At 63.8% G+C, this 18222-nt stretch carries 15 protein-coding genes; 8 read left to right on the top strand and 7 right to left on the bottom strand.

Annotation, left to right across the window (positions count from 1 at the left end; genetic code table 11):
• Positions 1-65: 65 nt before the first annotated feature.
• Positions 66-869, top strand: coding sequence for a 3-methyl-2-oxobutanoate hydroxymethyltransferase (locus tag AC3CCE_RS23665; RefSeq protein WP_023682254.1), 804 nt, complete (start codon positions 66-68; stop codon positions 867-869).
• On the opposite strand, the gene AC3CCE_RS23660 is transcribed toward AC3CCE_RS23665, so the two are convergent.
• Positions 870-2378, bottom strand: coding sequence for an HAL/PAL/TAL family ammonia-lyase (locus AC3CCE_RS23660; protein WP_023752945.1), 1509 nt, complete (start codon positions 2376-2378; stop codon positions 870-872).
• Positions 2375-3376 (bottom strand): ornithine cyclodeaminase family protein, encoded by a 1002-nt coding sequence (locus tag AC3CCE_RS23655; protein WP_023687938.1) that lies wholly within the window; start codon positions 3374-3376, stop codon positions 2375-2377. The genes AC3CCE_RS23660 and AC3CCE_RS23655 overlap by 4 nt, the downstream gene beginning before the upstream one ends.
• A 109-nt stretch (positions 3377-3485) precedes the next feature.
• On the opposite strand from AC3CCE_RS23655, the gene AC3CCE_RS23650 reads away from it, so the two are divergent.
• From AC3CCE_RS23650 to AC3CCE_RS23620, 7 genes are all read left to right on the top strand, one after another.
• Positions 3486-4919, top strand: coding sequence for a DHA2 family efflux MFS transporter permease subunit (locus AC3CCE_RS23650; RefSeq protein ID WP_352626324.1), 1434 nt, complete (start codon positions 3486-3488; stop codon positions 4917-4919).
• 270 nt (positions 4920-5189) lie between these two features.
• Complete coding sequence (locus AC3CCE_RS23645; RefSeq protein WP_023668176.1) at positions 5190-6176, top strand: ABC transporter permease; 987 nt, start codon at positions 5190-5192, stop codon at positions 6174-6176.
• Between the two features lie 59 nt (positions 6177-6235).
• Positions 6236-7261 (top strand): sugar ABC transporter substrate-binding protein, encoded by a 1026-nt coding sequence (locus AC3CCE_RS23640; protein WP_023668177.1) that lies wholly within the window; start codon positions 6236-6238, stop codon positions 7259-7261.
• Between the two features lie 79 nt (positions 7262-7340).
• Complete coding sequence (locus AC3CCE_RS23635; protein ID WP_352518736.1) at positions 7341-9464, top strand: ABC transporter permease; 2124 nt, start codon at positions 7341-7343, stop codon at positions 9462-9464.
• On the top strand, positions 9461-10504 hold the full coding sequence (locus tag AC3CCE_RS23630) for an SMP-30/gluconolactonase/LRE family protein (protein ID WP_023696217.1): 1044 nt from the start codon (positions 9461-9463) through the stop codon (positions 10502-10504). Before AC3CCE_RS23635 ends, AC3CCE_RS23630 begins: the two co-directional genes overlap by 4 nt.
• Positions 10504-12000, top strand: coding sequence for a sugar ABC transporter ATP-binding protein (locus AC3CCE_RS23625; protein ID WP_352626323.1), 1497 nt, complete (start codon positions 10504-10506; stop codon positions 11998-12000). Before AC3CCE_RS23630 ends, AC3CCE_RS23625 begins: the two co-directional genes overlap by 1 nt.
• A 244-nt stretch (positions 12001-12244) precedes the next feature.
• On the top strand, positions 12245-12652 hold the full coding sequence (locus tag AC3CCE_RS23620; protein WP_023699677.1) for a carboxymuconolactone decarboxylase family protein: 408 nt from the start codon (positions 12245-12247) through the stop codon (positions 12650-12652).
• 45 nt (positions 12653-12697) lie between these two features.
• On the opposite strand, the gene AC3CCE_RS23615 is transcribed toward AC3CCE_RS23620, so the two are convergent.
• From AC3CCE_RS23615 to AC3CCE_RS23595, 5 genes are all read right to left on the bottom strand, one after another.
• Positions 12698-13585 (bottom strand): amidohydrolase family protein, encoded by an 888-nt coding sequence (locus tag AC3CCE_RS23615; protein WP_352626359.1) that lies wholly within the window; start codon positions 13583-13585, stop codon positions 12698-12700.
• The gene (locus AC3CCE_RS23610; RefSeq protein ID WP_352626322.1) at positions 13585-14721 is read right to left on the bottom strand and encodes a vWA domain-containing protein; all 1137 of its coding nucleotides are present in this window, start codon (positions 14719-14721) and stop codon (positions 13585-13587) included. Before AC3CCE_RS23610 ends, AC3CCE_RS23615 begins: the two co-directional genes overlap by 1 nt.
• A gap of 235 nt (positions 14722-14956) precedes the next feature.
• Positions 14957-15838, bottom strand: a complete 882-nt coding sequence (locus AC3CCE_RS23605) for an AAA family ATPase (protein WP_352513495.1) — start codon at positions 15836-15838, stop codon at positions 14957-14959.
• Positions 15839-15845: 7 nt separating this feature from the next.
• On the bottom strand, positions 15846-16850 hold the full coding sequence (locus AC3CCE_RS23600) for a xanthine dehydrogenase family protein molybdopterin-binding subunit (RefSeq protein WP_023699673.1): 1005 nt from the start codon (positions 16848-16850) through the stop codon (positions 15846-15848).
• Position 16851: 1 nt separating this feature from the next.
• Positions 16852-18219, bottom strand: a complete 1368-nt coding sequence (locus AC3CCE_RS23595; protein ID WP_352627114.1) for a xanthine dehydrogenase family protein molybdopterin-binding subunit — start codon at positions 18217-18219, stop codon at positions 16852-16854.
• Between the last annotated feature and the right edge of the window lie 3 nt (positions 18220-18222).

Genomic DNA, 18222 nt, shown 5'->3' with positions numbered 1-18222 from the left:
TATCCGGCCTGTTACGGGGCCGGTAAGGTGACCGGGAAAAGCAACCAGCCAACAGGGACATCCCGATGAGCCGAAAGAGACCGACCGTCGCCGATCTGCGCGCCATGAAGGGCAAGCGCCAGCTGACCATGCTGCGCGTCCTGACCATGGACGAGGCCGAGGCTGCCGAGCGGGCAGGGGTCGATATCGTCTCGGTGCCGCCCGAGCTGGTGCTCAACCCTGAGTATCGCGATGCGGCGCCCAGCCTGTTCACCATGCCGGGCGAGAATTTTTATGAGATCGGCACGGCGGACGATTTCCTGCGCTGGGCGTTCCGGCTCTACAAGGCCGGCGCCGACGCCGTTTATTGCAGCGCCGGTTTCGCCACCGTGAAGCGGCTCGCCGACGACGCGATCCCCGTCATCGGCCATGTCGGCCTCATTCCGTCCCGCGCCACCTGGACCGGCGGCTTCAAGGCCGTCGGCAAGACCGCCGACACCGCCATGCAGATTTTTGAGGCGGTCAAGCAGTATGAGGCCGTTGGAGCTCTCGGCGCCGAGATCGAAGTGGTGCCGATCGAGGTGGCGAAGGCGATCTCGGAACGGACCTCGCTGATCATGCTGTCGATGGGTGCGGGCACCGGCTGCGACGCGCAATATCTGTTTGCCGACGATATTCTTGGCCAGAACCGGGGCCACATGCCGCGCCATTCCAAGGTCTACCGCAACTTCGCCGCCGAGTACGATCGTCTGCAGGCGGAACGCGTCGCGGCGTTTTCCGAGTACGTTGCCGACGTCGATAGCGGCGCCTATCCGGAAGACAGGCATGTCGTGCGCATGGATCCGGCCGAGCTCAGCCTGTTCATGAAACGGGTGGACGCAAAGGGCTGACTACTCGGCCTCCTTGCCGATCATCGCTGCACCTTGCCATGTTCCGTCGGCGAGCATGGCATGGAGCACCTCGGCATCCGTTCCCAGCGGCCGGTCCTCTCTCAGCATCGCTACATGCGCGCGCACCGCGGTATGGACCGCTGCTGTGCCGGGCGCCAGCTTGAGACCGTCGCGCAGGTCCACGGCTTGCGCGGCGGCCATCAGTTCGAAGGCGATCAGCCGGCGCCACAGCGCGATCATCCCAGCGCATTTCGACACGGCAAGCGGCGTCTGCGTGGCGTGGTCCTCTACGCCTTCGGACACGGCCAGGAAATCCAGCATCACCGGATTGGCCTTGTGGCGGATGCTGGCCAGGATTGCCGTTGCCGTCTTTTGCAGCGGCACGAAACCGGCCGAGGCGCCGCCAACCGGCGACAGATATCTGGGCAGACCGTTGCGGCCGGAGCCGGCGAGCTGGATGAAGCGGGCAACGCTTGCCGCGGCACATTGCGCGATCGCCAGGCCGAGCGTCTCGAAGGCAAGCGCCAGCGATGCGGTGTGGAAATTGCCGGTCGACAGAACCAGCCCGTCATCGCCCAGCACCAGTGGATTGTCGGCGGCGGCATTGAGTTCGATCTCCAGCGCCAGCCGCGCCTGGTCGATCGCCTGGATCAATGCACCATGGATCGACGGCATGCAGCGGATCGACAGCGGGTCCTGCAGGGTGGTCGGCGCCGGCTCTTCGTCGCGGGCAAGCAGGTAGCGCAAGCCCTTGGCCGCGAGTTGCTGGCAGGCTGCCGGCCGCGCCAGATGCAGGCGCGGATCGAGGATGGTGCGGTTGGCGCCAAACCCTTCCATGGTCAGCGCGCCGGCCTGCTGCTGTTGCGCAAAGGCCGACAGCGCGTCGGCCAGTACCAACGCGCCAGTGCCGGCTGATACCGCCGAGGCGTTGATCAGCGACAGGCCGTCTTTCGGCGCCAGGCTGATCGGAGCCAACCGCGCCATCATCAACGCCTTGGCCGCCGGCATGCGCCGACCCTGATAGTCAGCTTCGCCGTCGCCGGTCAGCAGACGGGCGAGTGCCGCCATCAGCACGAGATCGCCGGCGCCGATCGAGCCCAACTGCGGCATTACCGGATGCACGCCTGCATTGAGCGCATCGACAAGGGCGGTGAAAGCCGCCGGCGAAATGCCGGAGCCGCCGACTGCCAGCATCGCTGCGCGCGCAAGCATGGTCGCCCGCACCGCCTCTTGGGGCAACGGTTCGCCGACAGCGCCGCTTCGCCCTTCCAGCAACTGGCGCTGGAAGGCGCTGGCATCGCCCTCGACCGATGTGCCGAGATTGGCGCCGAGCCCGGTGTTGAGCCCATAGATTTGCTGACCGGACGCGGCGACCTGATCGAGCACTTTTCGCGCTTTGTCGAGCCTCTCGATGACTGTCGGTTCAACCTCGACCTTGCGGCCGCCGCGGGCGACCTGCGCAACGTCCTCGACGCTGACGCCGGCGCCGGTGAGGACGAGCGCGCTCATGCGAAGCGCAGCCTCTGGCCGATGCCTTTATCAGCAGCCTTGGCCAGCATCGCCTTGCCCAGCGCAATGTCGGACAGCGACAGGCCGCGATGCCAGAACAGGATCGTCTCGTCGTCGCTCTGGCGTCCCGGCTTGAGACCGGCAGCGATCTGGCCGAGCTCGGCGTGCAGCGTCGCTTCGCTCAGCCGCCCGGTCTCGACATGGGCGCGCAGCGAGCCGAACTTGCCGCCTTTGCACTGGCCCCAGTCGTCGACGACCATTTTCTGCATGATGTCGGTCAATGACAGCTCCACCGCGCTCATCGTACCATAGGGCACGACCAGCGCACCGGGCTTGATCCATTCGGTCTTGAGCAGCGGCTGCGGCTCCGGCAGCCGCGAGGCCTCGACGACGATGTCGGCGCCCTTGATGCAGCTTTCCCAGTCGGCAACCGCGGTAACTTTCTTGCCGAGATCGGCCGAGAGTTTGGCGGCGAAGCCGTCGCGGCTTTCCGGGCGGCGCGAATGGACGCGGATCTCGTCGAAGTCGAAGAGATGGTCGAGCAGGCGCACATTCCAATAGGCGGTGCCGCGCGCGCCGATATGGGCCAGCACCTTGGAGTTCTTGCGCGCCAGATGTTTGGCGCCAATGGCGGTGACGGCGCCGGTGCGCATGTCGGTGATGACGGTGGCGTCGAGAATGGCGCGCGGCGTGCCGGTGCGCGGATCGAACAGGTTCAAAATGCCAAATTCTGAAGGGAGCCCGTGCAGATAGTTGTCGACATAGTCGCCGACGATTTTCACGCCCGCCGTATCGAGCGGCGCAACGTAGCCGCGCAGAACGTTGAAATGGCCATGGAAGGAAGGGGCGGGTTCAAGATGGACGCGCGGCTCGATCACCGTCTGGCCATTGCCTTGCGCGATAAGCCCGGCTTCGACAGCGGCAATGATTTCGCCGTCGGTCATCTCCAGGGCTTCGATATCGAGGCCATTGAGGTAGTCGATATAGATAGGCTTCATGCAATGTCCTTGGCCGCCCGCCCATCCATAACAGGCTGCGAGCCGACACGGAAGTTTGTTGGATAAGCTCTGGACGGGGCCAGCCATATGCTGTTCAACGCGGTTCGCCATGACTGCCGTTCCCGACACCGAGGCCTCCGCCGTAACCGCCAGCAATGCGCGGCGCGTGGCGTTGATCGTTGCCATCGCCTTTTTCATGCAGCTGCTGGATTCGACGATCATCTCGACCTCGCTGCCGCAGATGGGACAATCCTTCGGCGTGCCGGCGGTGGCGATGAGCATCGGCATCACCGCCTATATGCTGACCATGGCAGTGTTCGTGCCGCTGTCGGGCTGGCTTGCCGACCGCTTCGGCGCGCGCAACATCTTCCTGCTGGCGATCGTACTGTTCACGCTGGCCTCGCTGGCCTGCGGCTTCTCGCAAAGTCTGCCTCAGTTCGTTGCCGCTCGCGTCGTGCAAGGCCTTGGCAGCGCGCTGATGACGCCGGTCGGGCGAATTCTGGTGCTGCGCAATGCGTCGAAATCGGAGCTGCTCAACGCCACGGCGCTGATCACCTGGCCGGCGTTGTTTGCGCCCGTGGTCGGGCCGGTGCTTGGCGGCTTCATCACAACCTATCTCTCCTGGCACTGGAATTTCTTCATCAACGTCCCGCTTGGGCTCGTCGGGCTGGCGCTGGTCGCGCGCTTCATTCCGGGCGACCGCGCGGCCGATCCCAAGCCGCTGGATTGGCCGGGGTTTTTCCTCACGTCGCTGGAGCTCGCGCTGCTGCTCTACGGCCTTGAGCGCATCGCACATCCGGAAGACGGCGCCTTGCCCGCCGTGCTGCTGGTTGCCGCCGGCATCGTCATCGGCTGGCTGGCGGTGCGGCATCTCCGGCGCGCGCCGCATCCGCTGCTCGATCTCAGCGCGTTCAGGGTGCAGACCTTCGCCATCTCTACGCTTGCCGCCGGCACCATTTTTCGCGTGGCGATCAACGCCACGCCGTTCCTTTTGGCGCTGCTGTTTCAGGTCGGCTTTGGCCTTTCGCCGGTCGATGCCGGCTTGATGATCCTGGCCTATTTCCTCGGCAATCTCGGCATGAAGACGGTGACGACGCCGACGCTGCGGCGCTTTGGTTTTCGCACGGTCATGGTCGTCAACGGCCTGATCGCCTCGGCCTCGATCATGGCCTGCGCGGCGATCTCGCCGGAGACGCCGCAGGCGCTGGTGGTAGCGCTGATGCTGATCGCCGGCCTGACGCGCTCGATGCAGTTCACAGCGCTGAATACTCTGGCCTTCGCCGATATCGATGCGGCGCAGCGCAGCTCGGCGGCAACTTTGTCGTCCATGCTGCAGCAGATGTCGATGCTGTTCGGCGTAGCGGTGGCGGCTGCCATTCTGAACCTGTCGCAGATCGTCAGGCACCGGCCGGCGCTCGACCTCGTCGATTTTCGCATCGCCTTCCTGGTCATCGGCGCCATCGGGCTGGCGGCGGCGTTGCGGTTCCTCGTGCTGCCGCCCGGTGCAGGCGCCGAAGTTTCAGGCCACACGTCCAGGACCTGAATTCGCAATTTTCGCCGCTCAGGCGGCAATTAATTCCGCCTTGTGCTTTCGCCTCAGAACGGCACCTTCGCGCATACGCGCAATGGTGCAACCAAATGCCAAAAGCGCAGCCTTTTCCTAGGATTGCGCCAGTTCTAGCATCGGTGCGTCCACTGGAAGATTATCACTGCCAACGGGTGTTCCGAGCGCGGATTCATTTGACGAAGCGGCGCCGAGCCGATTAGCTTTCTCGGAAGGGGTGGCAGAGCTGCCATCGGGGCGAATGCAGACATGAACACGATTGGCTGGCCAAATGTCAGGAGCCTGAATCAGGAAGGCATTGTCTTTGCCATCGCCGTGGTGCTGTTCGTCGCCGCTGCCATTGGGCTGCCTGGTTTCATCGCTGCCAACAATCTCGTTGCCATCGTCCGCTCGGTGTCGGTGCTGGGCATTTTGGCGCTCGGCATGGCGGTCGTCATAATCGGCAGGGGCATCGACCTGTCGGCGGTGGCGATCATGGCGATGTCGGTCGCCTGGTATCTACAATTGCTCAACGCCGGAACGCCTGATGGGCTCGCCTTCGCCTATGTGCTGGCAGGCGTGCTCGCCATCGGCCTGCTCAACGGTTTTCTCGTCGCTTATGCCGACGTGCCGGCGATCTTCGTGACGCTGGCGACCGGCTCCTTCGTCTTCGGCTATGTCCGCTCGCAACTGATCACACAGGATGCGGTGCCGGTGCCTCAGGGCCATTGGGTGGAGTTGCTCGGCGGCCTGCGTTTCCTCGACATTCCGATCGAAGTGTTCGTCTTCGCCGGGCTCGCCTTCCTGTTCTTCCTGTTCCTGCGCTACACCAAATGGGGCCGCTACATCTATTTCGCCGGCGACAATCCGGTCGCCGCGCGCAACATCGGCATTCCGGTGCGGCCAATGCTGGTGCTGCGTTATGTGGTTTCGGCCTTCGTCGCGCTGATCGCCGGCCTGCTGACGGCGTCGAGCCTGCACTCGATCAACACCCGCGTCGTCAACTCGACGCTGCTCTATGACATCGTGCTGGTGGCGGTGATCGGCGGCATCGGCCTGTCCGGCGGGCGGGGCGGAGTGCGCAATGTGCTGGTGGGCGCTGCACTTATCGGCATCCTGTCGAACGCGATGACCATCATCGACATTCCGCTGCTCTATCAAAACCTGATCAAGGCGGCGATCCTGCTCGGAGCCATCATCGTCGACGGCATCATCAATCCGCGCGACGAACAGACCGCGCAGCAGGGCGACATCTAAGGGGTACCCGACGGGTCATGCGGACCGGCCGGCAATAAGTGAAAAACAGAGGATGTGACATGAAACTGATCAGAACACTGATGGCGGCCGCCACGGCGCTTGCCGCTACCGCCTTCGTCGCGCCGACCTTCGCCGCCGACGATCCGGGCCCGGCCGCATACGCGCAGGCGCTCAAGGGCAAGCGCGTCATGCTGGTGCCGCTGGCGATGGGCTTCGACCTTGCGCAGGGCTGGTCGCACTATCTGAAGACGGAAGTCGAGGCCTGGGGCGGCACCTTCGAAACACGCGATCCGAACTGGGTCGTCGATGCCGGTGCACAGGCGATCACCGACGCGATCTCGTCCGACACAAGGCCGGACGTGTTGATCATCCATGCGCCGGACCTCAACTCCTATTCCAAGCTGATGAAGAAGGCGCAGGCCGCCGGCACCTACGTCATACTGGTCGACAATCCCGCCAACTTCCCGGCCGACGCCTTTGTCGGCAGCGACTGGGACCGGCTCGGCCAACTCGAGGCCGAAGCGGCGATCAAGGGCTGCGGCGAGAATTCGTCGAAGAAGATCGGCCTTGTGCAGGGTGATCAGGCCAACTCGTCCAGTCTCTACCAGTATGCCGGCATCATGAAGGTGCTGGAGAAGCACCCCGACTTCAAAGTCGTGGCCAAGCCCGACTCCAACTGGGATCCGACGACGTCGCGCAACGTGACGACGACAATGCTGCAGCAGAACCCCGACATCTGCTCGATCATCGACTTCTGGGATGGCGACGCCACCGGCGCATCCGCCGCCATCCGCGACGCCAAGCTCGACGGCAAGGTCTTTTTGGTCACCACCGGCGGCGGCGAGAAGGCGGCCGATTGCGACAAATTGCAGGACGGAACTTACGGCGCCGTGGTGATGACCGATCTGGCTCGCCAGTCCGGCGACATGAACGCTATCATCAAGTTCCTGCTGCAGAGCGGCCAGCCGGCCGGCACGTCGCACACCTACATCTACACACTGGAGAAGGCTACGACCAAGGCCGACCTCAAGCCCGACAGCTGCTGGGACCTGAAGGCGCTGCAGGCCGAAGCGGCGGCGAAGTAAGCCGCGCTTTTTCGACTGAAATAAACGAGGTGGCTGGACAATCCGGTCACCTCGTTCCCTCATGGAATAGCAGCCGCCGATGTCCTTTCGCGAACGCCTCCAGTCCTGGCGCTACAATCTCGTGCCCGACCATCTGGTCGGCGAAATCCTGACAAAACGCTGGACCGACAACGCCATTCCGTTCCTGGCGCTGGTGGCGACGCTCAGCGTGTTCGGCTCGATCATTCCCGGCTTCTTCAAGCTGACCTCGCTACAGGAATCGACCCGCCAGCTCGGCGAGTTCTCGATGGTGGTCACCGGCATGACGGTGGTGATGCTGGGCGGCGGCATCGATCTGTCCGTCGGTTCGATCTTCGCGCTGTCCTGCTTCTCCGCCGTCTATGTCTTCTTCATTCTCGAACAGTCTATCTGGCTGGCGGTGGCGGCATCGCTCGCCACCGGCCTCATCTTCGGCGCCGTCAACGGCTACCTCGTCGGCTATCTCAGGCTGCGCGCCTTTCTGACTACGCTGGTCACCTTCATTTTTGGCCGGGCGCTGTTCGATATTCTCGTCACCACCTATGCCGCAGACGTGCAGCTTTCCCAGGCGACATCCGATGTGCTCGACTTCATCGGCGACAGCACCTTCTGGGGGCTTTCGGTCTCGGTGTGGCTGGCGATCATTCTTGCCATCGTCACCCATATCGCGCTGACGCGCTCACGGCCGGGCTGGCATGTGCTGGCGGTCGGCGGATCCAGGCGCTCGGCGCACAATGCCGGCATTCGCGTGCGCCGCACCGTGTTCATGACCTATGTCTTTTCCGGCTTCTGCGCCTCGATCGGCGGCTTCCTGATCGCTTGCCGCCTGAGTGGGGCAGGGCCGGGCACCGGCCTCAACCTTGAGATCATGGCGCTGACGGCGGCGGTGGTCGGCGGCGTCAGCCTGGGTGGTGGCCGCGGCTCGGTCATCAAGGGGCTGATGGGCGCCATCATCGTGCTGACCATGACCAACGGGCTGATCCGGCTGGGCTATGGCACCGGCACCAACCAGATGGTGCTGGGCATCATGCTGGCGGTGGCGGTGACGATCGACATTCGCTGGCTGAAGAACCGCCATAAGGTGCTCAACGAAGTCTATGTCGCGCCGGTCTATCTCAAGATGGGCGAGACACAGTCTGCGGTGCCGGGCTCAGGCACGCCCTACGCGCTCGACAACCGGCTGTCGGCGGCCGACCATATCGGGCTCGGCGAGTTGGAAGGGCCGGAAGACGTCATCCTCGACCGCGACGATCACCTCTATTGCGGCACGCGCCATGGCGAGATCGTCCGCTTCTTCGCGCCGGACTATGTGAAATCGGAGGTGTTTGCCCACATCGGCGGCTTTCCGCTGGGCCTGGCCTTCGACAAATCGGGCAATCTGATCAGCTGCGTCGGCGCCATGGGGCTCTATTCCGTCTCGCCGGATCGGGAAGTGAAGCGCCTGTCGGCCGAGACGTCGCGCTCCTGGACCTCGATCGTCGACGATGCGCGGCTGCGCGACCCCAATGATTGCGACATCGCGCCGGACGGGCGCATCTATTTCACTGACTCCACCAAGCGCTATGACGCCCACGATTGGGCACTGGACTCGATCGAGAACCGCGCCACCGGCCGGCTGCTGGTCTATGACCCGAAGGACGGTTCGACGAAGACACTGCTCGACGGCTACCGCTACACCAACGGTGTGTGCATGGCGCATGACGGCAAGTCGCTGTTCTTCGCTGAGAGCTGGGCCTGCCGCGTGCATCGCTACTGGCTGGAAGGGCCGAAGGCGGGCGCCGCCGAATGCGTCATCCGCGACATGCCGGGCTATCCCGACAACATCAACCGCGCCTCCGACGGCAATTACTGGATGGCATGGCTCGGCATGCGCACGCCGAGCTTCGACCTGTCGCTGCGCCATCCCGATATGCGCAAGCGCATGACGCGCCGGCTGCCGCAGGACGAGTGGCTGTTCCCCAACATCAACACCGGCGGCGTGGTGAAATTCAACGACAAGGGCGGCATTATCGAGGCGATGGGCGACCTCACCGGCGGCGCGCATCCGATGGTCACCTCGATGCGCGAGCACAAGGGTTTCCTGTTCGTCGGCGGCATCCTCAACAACCGCATCGGCCGCTACAAGATTGCGGGCGCGGACCCGACCTGGACCAGCTCCGCTTCTTATTGGGGAACGCAGCCATGATCCTCGATCCCATCTTGGACATGTTTCGCGGCAAGGCCGTCACCATCCCGCCGCTCGACGGCGCCTTCCGGCCCAACACGCGGCTCGATGATGCGCCGGTTTTTGCCGGACTGATCGAACCCGACAATCTGCTGGTTGCCGATGGCCGGCTGCTCGCTTCCAGCGGCAACGCCATCTATTCGCTTGCCGCAGAAGTGGAGCCGAAGGTTGTCGAGACCTTTCCTTCCCCCATCACTGCGCTGGCTCTATCACTGTCGGGAGAACTGACGGTCGGACTTGAGAGCGGCAAGCTGCTGGTCGCCGGCAAGGAGGTTTCGCTGCCGTCTGGCGTCAGCTGCATCACCGCGCTTGCCTATGCCGAGGACGACACGTTGTGGCTGGCCAATGGCTCGGCTGAGCATGCGCCGTCGCTATGGGCCGCCGACCTGATGAAGAAGGGCGCGTCCGGATCGCTTTGGAGGCGGGACGCAGCCGGCGGCGGGTTCCGCAAAGTGGCCGGCGAGATCGCCTTTCCCTATGGGCTCCATCCCACGGGGCGAGATGTGCTGGTCAGCGAAAGCTGGCGTCACCAGCTCGTTCGCTTCGATGGTGCAACCGGTAGCCGCTCGACCGTGCTGACGCATCTGCCCGGCTATCCCGCGCGCCTTGCGCCGGCCGGCGATGGCGGCGCGTGGCTGGCCCTGTTCGCGCCGCGCAACCGGCTGATCGAATTCGTGCTGCAGGAAACGCATTACCGGCGCGACATGATCGACCAAGTGCCGCCGGCCTATTGGATCGCGCCGGCGCTGGCCTCCAACCGCAGCTTCCTCGAACCGCTGCAATGTGGCGGCATCCGCACCATGGGCATCCACAAGCCCTGGTCGCCGAGCCGCTCCTACGGGCTGGTGGTGAAGCTCGACCGGACCATGCAGCCGCAATTCAGCCTGCACAGCCGCGCCGACGGCACGCGCCACGGCATTTGCAGCGTGGCGGAGAAGGACGGACTTCTATTCATCGCCTCCAGGGGCGGCGATTGCGTGCTCGACGCGGGAGGTTTCTGATGGAACCGATCGTGCGCCTGGAAAATGTCACCAAGAACTATCGCGGCGTGCCCGCGGTCAGACAAGTCAGCTTCGAACTGCGCAAGGGCGAAATCCACGCGCTGCTCGGCGAGAATGGCGCCGGAAAATCGACACTGACCAAGATCATTGCCGGCGTCGTCGACGCCACTTCCGGCAAGATGTTCCACAAAGGCCGCGAGATCGCCTACGCCTCGCCGCATGCGGCGCTCGAGGCCGGCATCGCCATGGTGTTCCAGGAGACCAGCCTGGTGCCGTCGATGACAGTGGCGCAGAACCTCTATCTCGGCACCGAAAAGTTTCTCAACCGGCTGCGCGGCACCTACATTTCGGCGCAACAGTTTTTGCAATCGCTGAACTTCCCGGTCGACCCGAACGCCATGGTGGCAACGCTCGGCGCGGCCAAGCGTCAGATGGTCGAGATCGCGCGCGCCGTTCACCACAATGCCGAGATTATCATCTTCGACGAGCCGACGGCGACGCTGACGCCGGAGGAGAAGCGGCACTTTTTCGCACTGATCCGGCGGCTGAAGGCGAACGGCGTCTCGATCGTCTTCATCAGCCATGCATTGGAAGAGGCGCTGATGATCGCCGACCGCATCACAATCCTGCGCGATGGCGAGTTGGTCATAACCGACGACACATCGGCCTTCGATCGCGACAAGATCGTCGCCGCCATGGTAGGGCGCACTTTGTCGGGACAGATCTACCGCCAGCGCGACGAGGCGAAGCTGCGCAAGGCCGGCAAGAAGGTGCTGTCGGTGCAGGACATTTCGATGAGCAATGTCGTGCGCAACACCTCCTTCTCGATCTTTCAGGGACAGATCACCGGTGTGTTCGGGCTGATCGGCTCCGGCCGCACCGAGACCTTCAAGATCGTCTCCGGCATCTACAAGCGCGATTTTTTGCGCGGTGGCGCGATTGAACTCGACGACAGGCCGGTGCGCTATCTCGTGCCCAGTGAGGCGGTCGCCGACGGCATCGTCTATGTTACCGAGGACCGCAAGAGCGAGGGCATTTTCGAGACGATGGGCATTGCCGAGAACCTGTTCGGCGGGCTCCTGGCGGCGGGCCGCGAAAAGGCCTGGGTGATCAACCAGCAGGAGATGCGCAGGCTTTCCGCTGAATGGACGAAGACGCTGAACATCAAGGCGATCAACGACAATGCCCGCGTGGTCGAGCTTTCCGGCGGCAACCAGCAAAAGGTGGTGATCGGCAAGGGGCTGGTGCAGCAGCCGCGTATCGTGATCTTCGACGAGCCGACGCGCGGCGTCGATGTCGGCGCCATCGCCGAGATCCACCAGATCATCAACCGGCTGGCCGACGAGGGGTTGGCGGTGGTGGTGATCTCGTCCTACCTGCCGGAAATCATGAACCTGTCGGATCGGATTCTGGTGTGCCGACAGGGGCGCATCGTGGAGGAGTTCTCGCCGGCGGAGGCGACGGAGGAGAAGATCATGTATGCGGCGGTTCATTAGGTTTCTGGTCGGTGTTTGAGGGTGCGCATACGTCGCCAATTGGCGAAGGCCTCAGCGCCTTCGTCATCCTCGGGTCTCCGCGACGGCGCTTCCCCCTGCTTCGCACGTGAATGAAGCTGAGATGCTTCGGCCAATCGCCATGGTTCTGTCTGCATCAAAAACTGAATCGGAATAGCCGGTTAGCCGCCCTTGCTCGAGACCTGATTCAACCACCTGATCCACCGATTCAACGAAAGGAAACGCCATGGCCGCCACAAAACTCCTCAGCGATGCTGAGGTCGAAAAAATCCCGGTTGCGAAGGCTGTGTTCGACGACATCCGCGCGACGCGCAAATCGGATTTCGTCAACAATTTCTGGCGTGGGCTCGCCAACGATCCGGCCTTGCTGAAACGGACATGGGAACAGGTGAAGGTGGTGATGGCCACGGAGAGCGCCATCGACCCGCTGACCAAGGAAATGATCTATATCGCGGTGTCGACCGCCAATGGCTGCTCCTACTGCGTCCATTCGCATACGGCAGCCGCCCGCGCCAAAGGCTTGACCGATGCGCAGCATGGCGAGCTGGTGTCGATCATCGGGCTGGCCGGGCAGACCAACCATCTGGTGACTGCGATGCAGATTCCGGTCGATCCTGAGTTTGAAGTGAAGTGAGGGGCGGCTTTCCCTTCTCCCCTGTGGGAGAAGGGAAAGCGTGCGCTATGCCGGTCTGTAAACCTTCTCTGCTGTATTCCAAAAGATATCCGCTTCCGCCACCGGACCGTGCTTCGCCACGGCTGCACGATGCGCCTTGATCAGTTCGGCGTGGCTGGTCCAGAGCTTCTCTATCGGGAAGTTGGAGCCGAACATCAGGTGGTCAGCGCCCAGAATGTCGATGGCATTGTCGACGATGTAGGCAATCAACGCCGGATCGTTGCGGTGGGCGAAGGTGCCGAGGCCCGACAGCTTGGCGTAGAAGTTCGGCGCTGTTGATAGAGTACTCAGGCCGGCTTTCCAGGCCTCGGTGGTTTCCGGCTCCATGCCGGTCAGCATGCCGGCATGGGTGAGGATGAAGTTGGTCTCAGGATTCTCGCCGACCAGCGTCAGCCCATCCTTCATCTGGGCAGGGAAAAGCTGCAGGTCGAAGGACAGGCCATAGTCTTTAAGCCGCGCGACATTGGCCCGCACCTTGGGGTCGATGACCTGATCGGCCGAGGCAGCGAAGCGGAAGGCCGGCGTCTCGTGCCAATGCATCTGCATGCGCACGCCGCGCAGCAGCGGGTACTTTTTCAATCGATCGATCTGGGGCCGGACATCGTCGACGGTCATATCGGTATAGCCGACGATAGCGTGCGGCCAGCCGGTCTCGTCGGCAGTCTTCTGCAGGAAGGCGACTTCTTTTTCGAAATCCTCCTTGGCCCAGTTGGTCTGGACATAGACGGCCTTCTCGACACCTGCGCCTTGCTGATCGGCGAGAAATTCCTCGATCGGATAGTCGCGGCGGATCGGTTCGTAGGGGCCGAAAATGCGCGGCACCATCGGCCCGACCAGCCATGGCTGGTCCTGCTGGCGCCAGATGTGGAAATGCGCGTCGATGGCTTTCTGCATCACGATACCCTTTTCCAGATTGCCGACGCCGCCGGGGCGGGGCGGGCGAGCGACAGGATGAAATCGGTGAGGCTCCCGAGCGACGAGCCGTCGATGAGATCGTCGAGATCAGGCAGGATGGCGCGGAGTGCTGCCGTGGCGGGAAGGAAACGCGGGTCACCGGCCAGCGGTGTGGCCAGCGACAGGCGAAAGGCGCGGGCGCTCAGCCGGCGCATTGCGGTCTCGAGATCGGCATGGTCGCCGCGCTCCAGCGCGTCCGACAGGATGATCACAGCGGCACCGCGGGCGAAAGCTGAGAAACGCGGCACCGAGAGGAAGGCGAGCAGGGTCGGTCCCATGCGCGTGCCGCCGTCCCAGTCGTCTACGAGTGCCGCCGCTCGGGCGAGAGCCTGGTCGCGATCGCGGATACGCAGTGCGGACGTGATGCGGGTGAGCCGCGTGCCGAAGGTGAAGATTTCGGCACGGTCAGCACCTTGTACGGCGGCGTGCGCCAGTTTGAGATAATCCGACGTGTACAGCTTCATCGAGCCGGAAACATCGATCAGGATCAGCAGCTTGCGCGAAACGGTCTGGCGGCGGCGGAGCTGCGGCGAGGGGATATCGCCATCGGCGCTGACGATTTCCCTGAGCGAGCGGCGCAGGTCGAGCTTGCCGCGCGAATGGGTGCGCACGGTGCGGAAGGAGCGGCGCGCGGGCAGGGCTGAAGCGAGCTTGCGGCGGAAGGGCCCAAGGCCATCGTCGTCGCGGAGGAAATCGCGGCTGCTGAGCTGTTCGATTGCCGACGACAGCTCGCCGCCTTTCTCCTGGCGCGTGGTCTGTTTCTCCTCCTGGCGCGTGCCGCCATCGTCCTTGATGCGGGTTTCCTCGTCGTCTTCGCCTTCGACGGAGGGTTGGCCATCGCCATGGAAGTGATTGCGAAAATGCGCCTCGAATTCGCCGCGGCGATCGGGCGGGGGGGCAAGCGTTGCGAGCGCCGCCTCGCGGATGTCGGCCATCGAGCGGGGGCCGAGCAGGGTGACCGCCTGCATGAAGCTGGAGACCTGCTCGGGGGCGACGGCAAAGGCGTGGCGGCGCAGCAGCCGGGCGAAGTGGAGGAAGGGCGCGGAGGCGAGAGGAAGGGTTCCCTGACGCATCATTCCTTCGCGCCCCCCTCTGTCCTGCCGGACATCTCCCCCACAAGGGGGGAGATCAGCAGCTTTGGCGCTTCGGTTCTTTCTGCGCCGCTGGAGATTGGCGAAAGCCAGGATGACGGCTGATCTCCCCCCTTGTGGGGGAGATGTCCGGCAGGACAGAGGGGGGCGCTGTCCCGCCAGCGTTGCAGAGTGCCCAGGTGAGGCCACCTCGCTATGAACGAGCTGTTGACCTCACACGTCACCCCAGCGCCTCCTCGACAATCTGGCCAAGCTCCGGCGCGATCGCGGACAAATCCTCCTCGTCCTTGATAAGCACACCGATGGCTCGGCGGAAGGCTTGCGGCCATGGGCTGCCGCCTTTCTCCAGTATGGTGGCGGCGTTGGCCCATTCGACGGCCTCGGAGATGCCGGGCGGCTTGGCCAGCGGGCGGACGCGGATCTCCTGCACAGCGGTCGCCACGGCGCGGGCGGTGGTCTCGGCGACATCGCCGGCGCGCAGCATGATGATGGCGGCTTCGCGCTCGGCGTCGGGATAGCCGATCCAGTGATAGACGCAACGCCGACGCAGCGCCTCCGCCAGTTCGCGGGTTCGGTTCGAGGTCAGGATGACGATCGGCTGCGCCTCGGCGCGGATCGTGCCGCGCTCAGGGATGCTGATTTGGAAATCGGAAAGGAATTCGAGAAGCAGCGCTTCGAATTCGTGGTCGGAGCGGTCGATCTCGTCGACCAGCAGCACGCGCTGCTCCGGCGCCCGCAGCACCTGCAGCAATGGCCGCGCGATCAGAAAGCGGTCGTCATAGATGTCGATCTCATGCTCGCCGGCATGGCGGATGGCGAGCAGCTGGCGCTGGTAGTTCCATTCGTAGAGCGCGTTTGCTGCGTCGATGCCTTCATAGCATTGCAGCCGCACCAGATCGCGGCCAAGCAGTTGCGCGATCGCCTTCGCAGCTTCGGTCTTGCCAACGCCGGGCGCGCCTTCCAGCAGCAGCGGCTTGCCGAGCCGTATGGCCAGGAAGATGGCGGTGGCCAGGCTGTCGTCGGCGAGGTAGCGCGATCCAGCGAGGTGGCGTGCCACCGCCTCCGGCGAGGTCGCGACAGTCTCGGCATTCGGCTCCTGCATGTCGTCCTCAGTTCGCCGCTTGCGCCTTCAGCGCGCGCAATATGCGCTCCGGTGTGATCGGCAGCGTGTCGATGCGCACGCCGACGGCGTCGAAGACGGCATTGGCAACTGCGGGGATCTGCGGGTTCGCGCACATTTCGCCTGGTCCTTTGGCACCGTAAGGACCATCCGCCGACGGCCGCTCCAGCACGATGATCTCGGTTTGGGCGAGATCGCCCGGTCCCGGCATCAGATACTGGTTGAAGTCGGTGCCGCCATGGTCGCGGTTGGGATAATAGGGCTCGGTCGTTTCGTAGAGCGCGTGGCTGATGCCCATCCAGGAACCGCCGACCAGTTGCTGCTCGACCATTTTCGGGTTCAGCGCGCGGCCGATCTCAAAGACGTTCTTCACGGTCAGCACCGTAACCTCGCCCGTCTCGTCATCGACCTCGACTTCGGCCACCGTGCAGGCATGGGCGTAGCAGGTCGACGGCTTCATCGCGCCGGTCTCTTTCTCCGGATAGGAGCGCGGGATCAGGAACATGCCGCGCCCGGATATCGAGCGCCCGCGCTTGAAATGCGCCGACAAGGCGACATCGAAGATCGAGATCGACTTTTGCGGCGCGCCCTTGACCAGAATATTGCCCTGGCCGTCAGTCTCAAGGTCGGAAGCGTTGACCTCCAGCTCTTCCGCCGCCACTTCCAACATCACCTGGCGCGCTTCCTTGGCCGCCTGGATGACGGCATTGCCGGCGCGGTGGGTGCCGCGCGAGGCGAAGGTACCCATGCAGTGCGGGCCGGTGTCGGTGTCGGCGGTGTCGATGGTGACCCGGTCGGTCGGCACGCCGATGGTCTCGGCGCAGATCTGCGCCATGATCTGCTTCAGGCCCTGGCCGAGATCGACCGACGAAAGTGTGACCATAAAATTGCCGGTCGGCGTCGAATGCACCAGCGCCTGCGTCGGGTCGCCGCCAAGATTCATGCCCGTCGGGTAGTTGATCGCGGCGACGCCGCGTCCGCGCCTTATCGCCATCTCAAGCTCCCTTCTTGTAGGAGGACATCGCCATATACTTCTCCGCCACCGGCCAGTTGGCGGCGCGCGACGCCTCCTGCATGCACTCGATCAGCGCCGCTCCTTCGGTCGGCTGGCGATGCGCCTTCATGTCGCCATCGCGATAGGCGTTGATGAAGCGGAATTCGAGCGGGTCCATGCCGATCAGCCGCGCCAGCTTGTCCATCTGCACCTCAAGCGCGAAGTCGCCGATGGTGACGCCGAAGCCGCGCATCGCGGAGGAGGGGGTGCGGTTGGTGTAGACGCAGTAGGTGTCGATCCAGACATTGGGAATGGTGTAGGGGCCGGGATAGTGCGCCGCTCCCTTCTGCGCGCCATAAGGCGAGTGGCGCGAATAGGCGCCGGCATCGGTGTAGCCGGTCACCTTGCGAGCCACGATGCGGCCATCGTTCATCACGCCATCCTTGATGATTATCTTTTCGGCCGCTCGGGGTGACGAGATCTGCATCTCCTCCTCGCGGCTGTAGATGAAGGAGACGGGACGTCCTGTGAGCTTGGCGCCAAGAATGGCGATCGGCTCGACGATGACGTCGACCTTGCCCCCAAAGCCGCCGCCGACAGTGCCGCCGACGAAATGCAGTTTTGAGCCGGGCATCTGCAGGATGATCGAGGCGTTGTCGAGGGTGAAGAACATCGCCTGGGTGTTGGTGTAGCAGGTGAAGCGGTCATTGCCTTCGGGCACCACGACGCAACCGGTGGTCTCGGTCGGCGCATGCTCGATGGGCGAGGATTGATAACTCTGTTCGAGGATGTGGTCGGCGCCGGCGAAGCTCGCCTCGACATCGCCGAAGCGCACCTTGCGGCATTCGCCGCTGTCATAGAGATAATAGTTCTGGCCGTGATATTCGTTGACCAAAGGCGCGCCAGGCTTCAGCGCTTCTTCCATGTCGAAGACGGCCGGCAGCACCTCGTAGTCGACCTTGACCTTGGCTGCCGCTTCCTGAGCCGCGCGCTCGGTCTCGGCCAGCACCGCCACCACCGCCTCGCCCTTCCAGCGTACCTTGCCGTCGGCCAGCACCGTCTCGTCTTCCGGTCCGACCTGGATCAGGATCAGGATGGTGTAGACATTGTGCGGCACATCCTTGGCGGTGAGGATTTTCACCACGCCGGGATGCTTCTCCGCTTCGGAAGTGTCGATCGAACGGATGCGGGCATGGTGGTGCGGACTGCGCACCATTTTCAGGTGAAGCATATTCGGGAAGTTGCGGTCGGCGAAATAGGCGGTCTTGCCCGTCACATGTCCCGGCGAATCCAGCCGCGGCCGCCCATGGCCGATCTCGTGCAGGCCGTCCTTGCGCTGATCGGCGAAATAGTTTTTGCGCAGTTCCATTCT

The organism is Mesorhizobium sp. P160187 (assembly GCF_057766425.1).
Note: the sequence above shows the minus strand (reverse complement) of the source record. Positions and strands in the feature narration are given on the sequence as shown.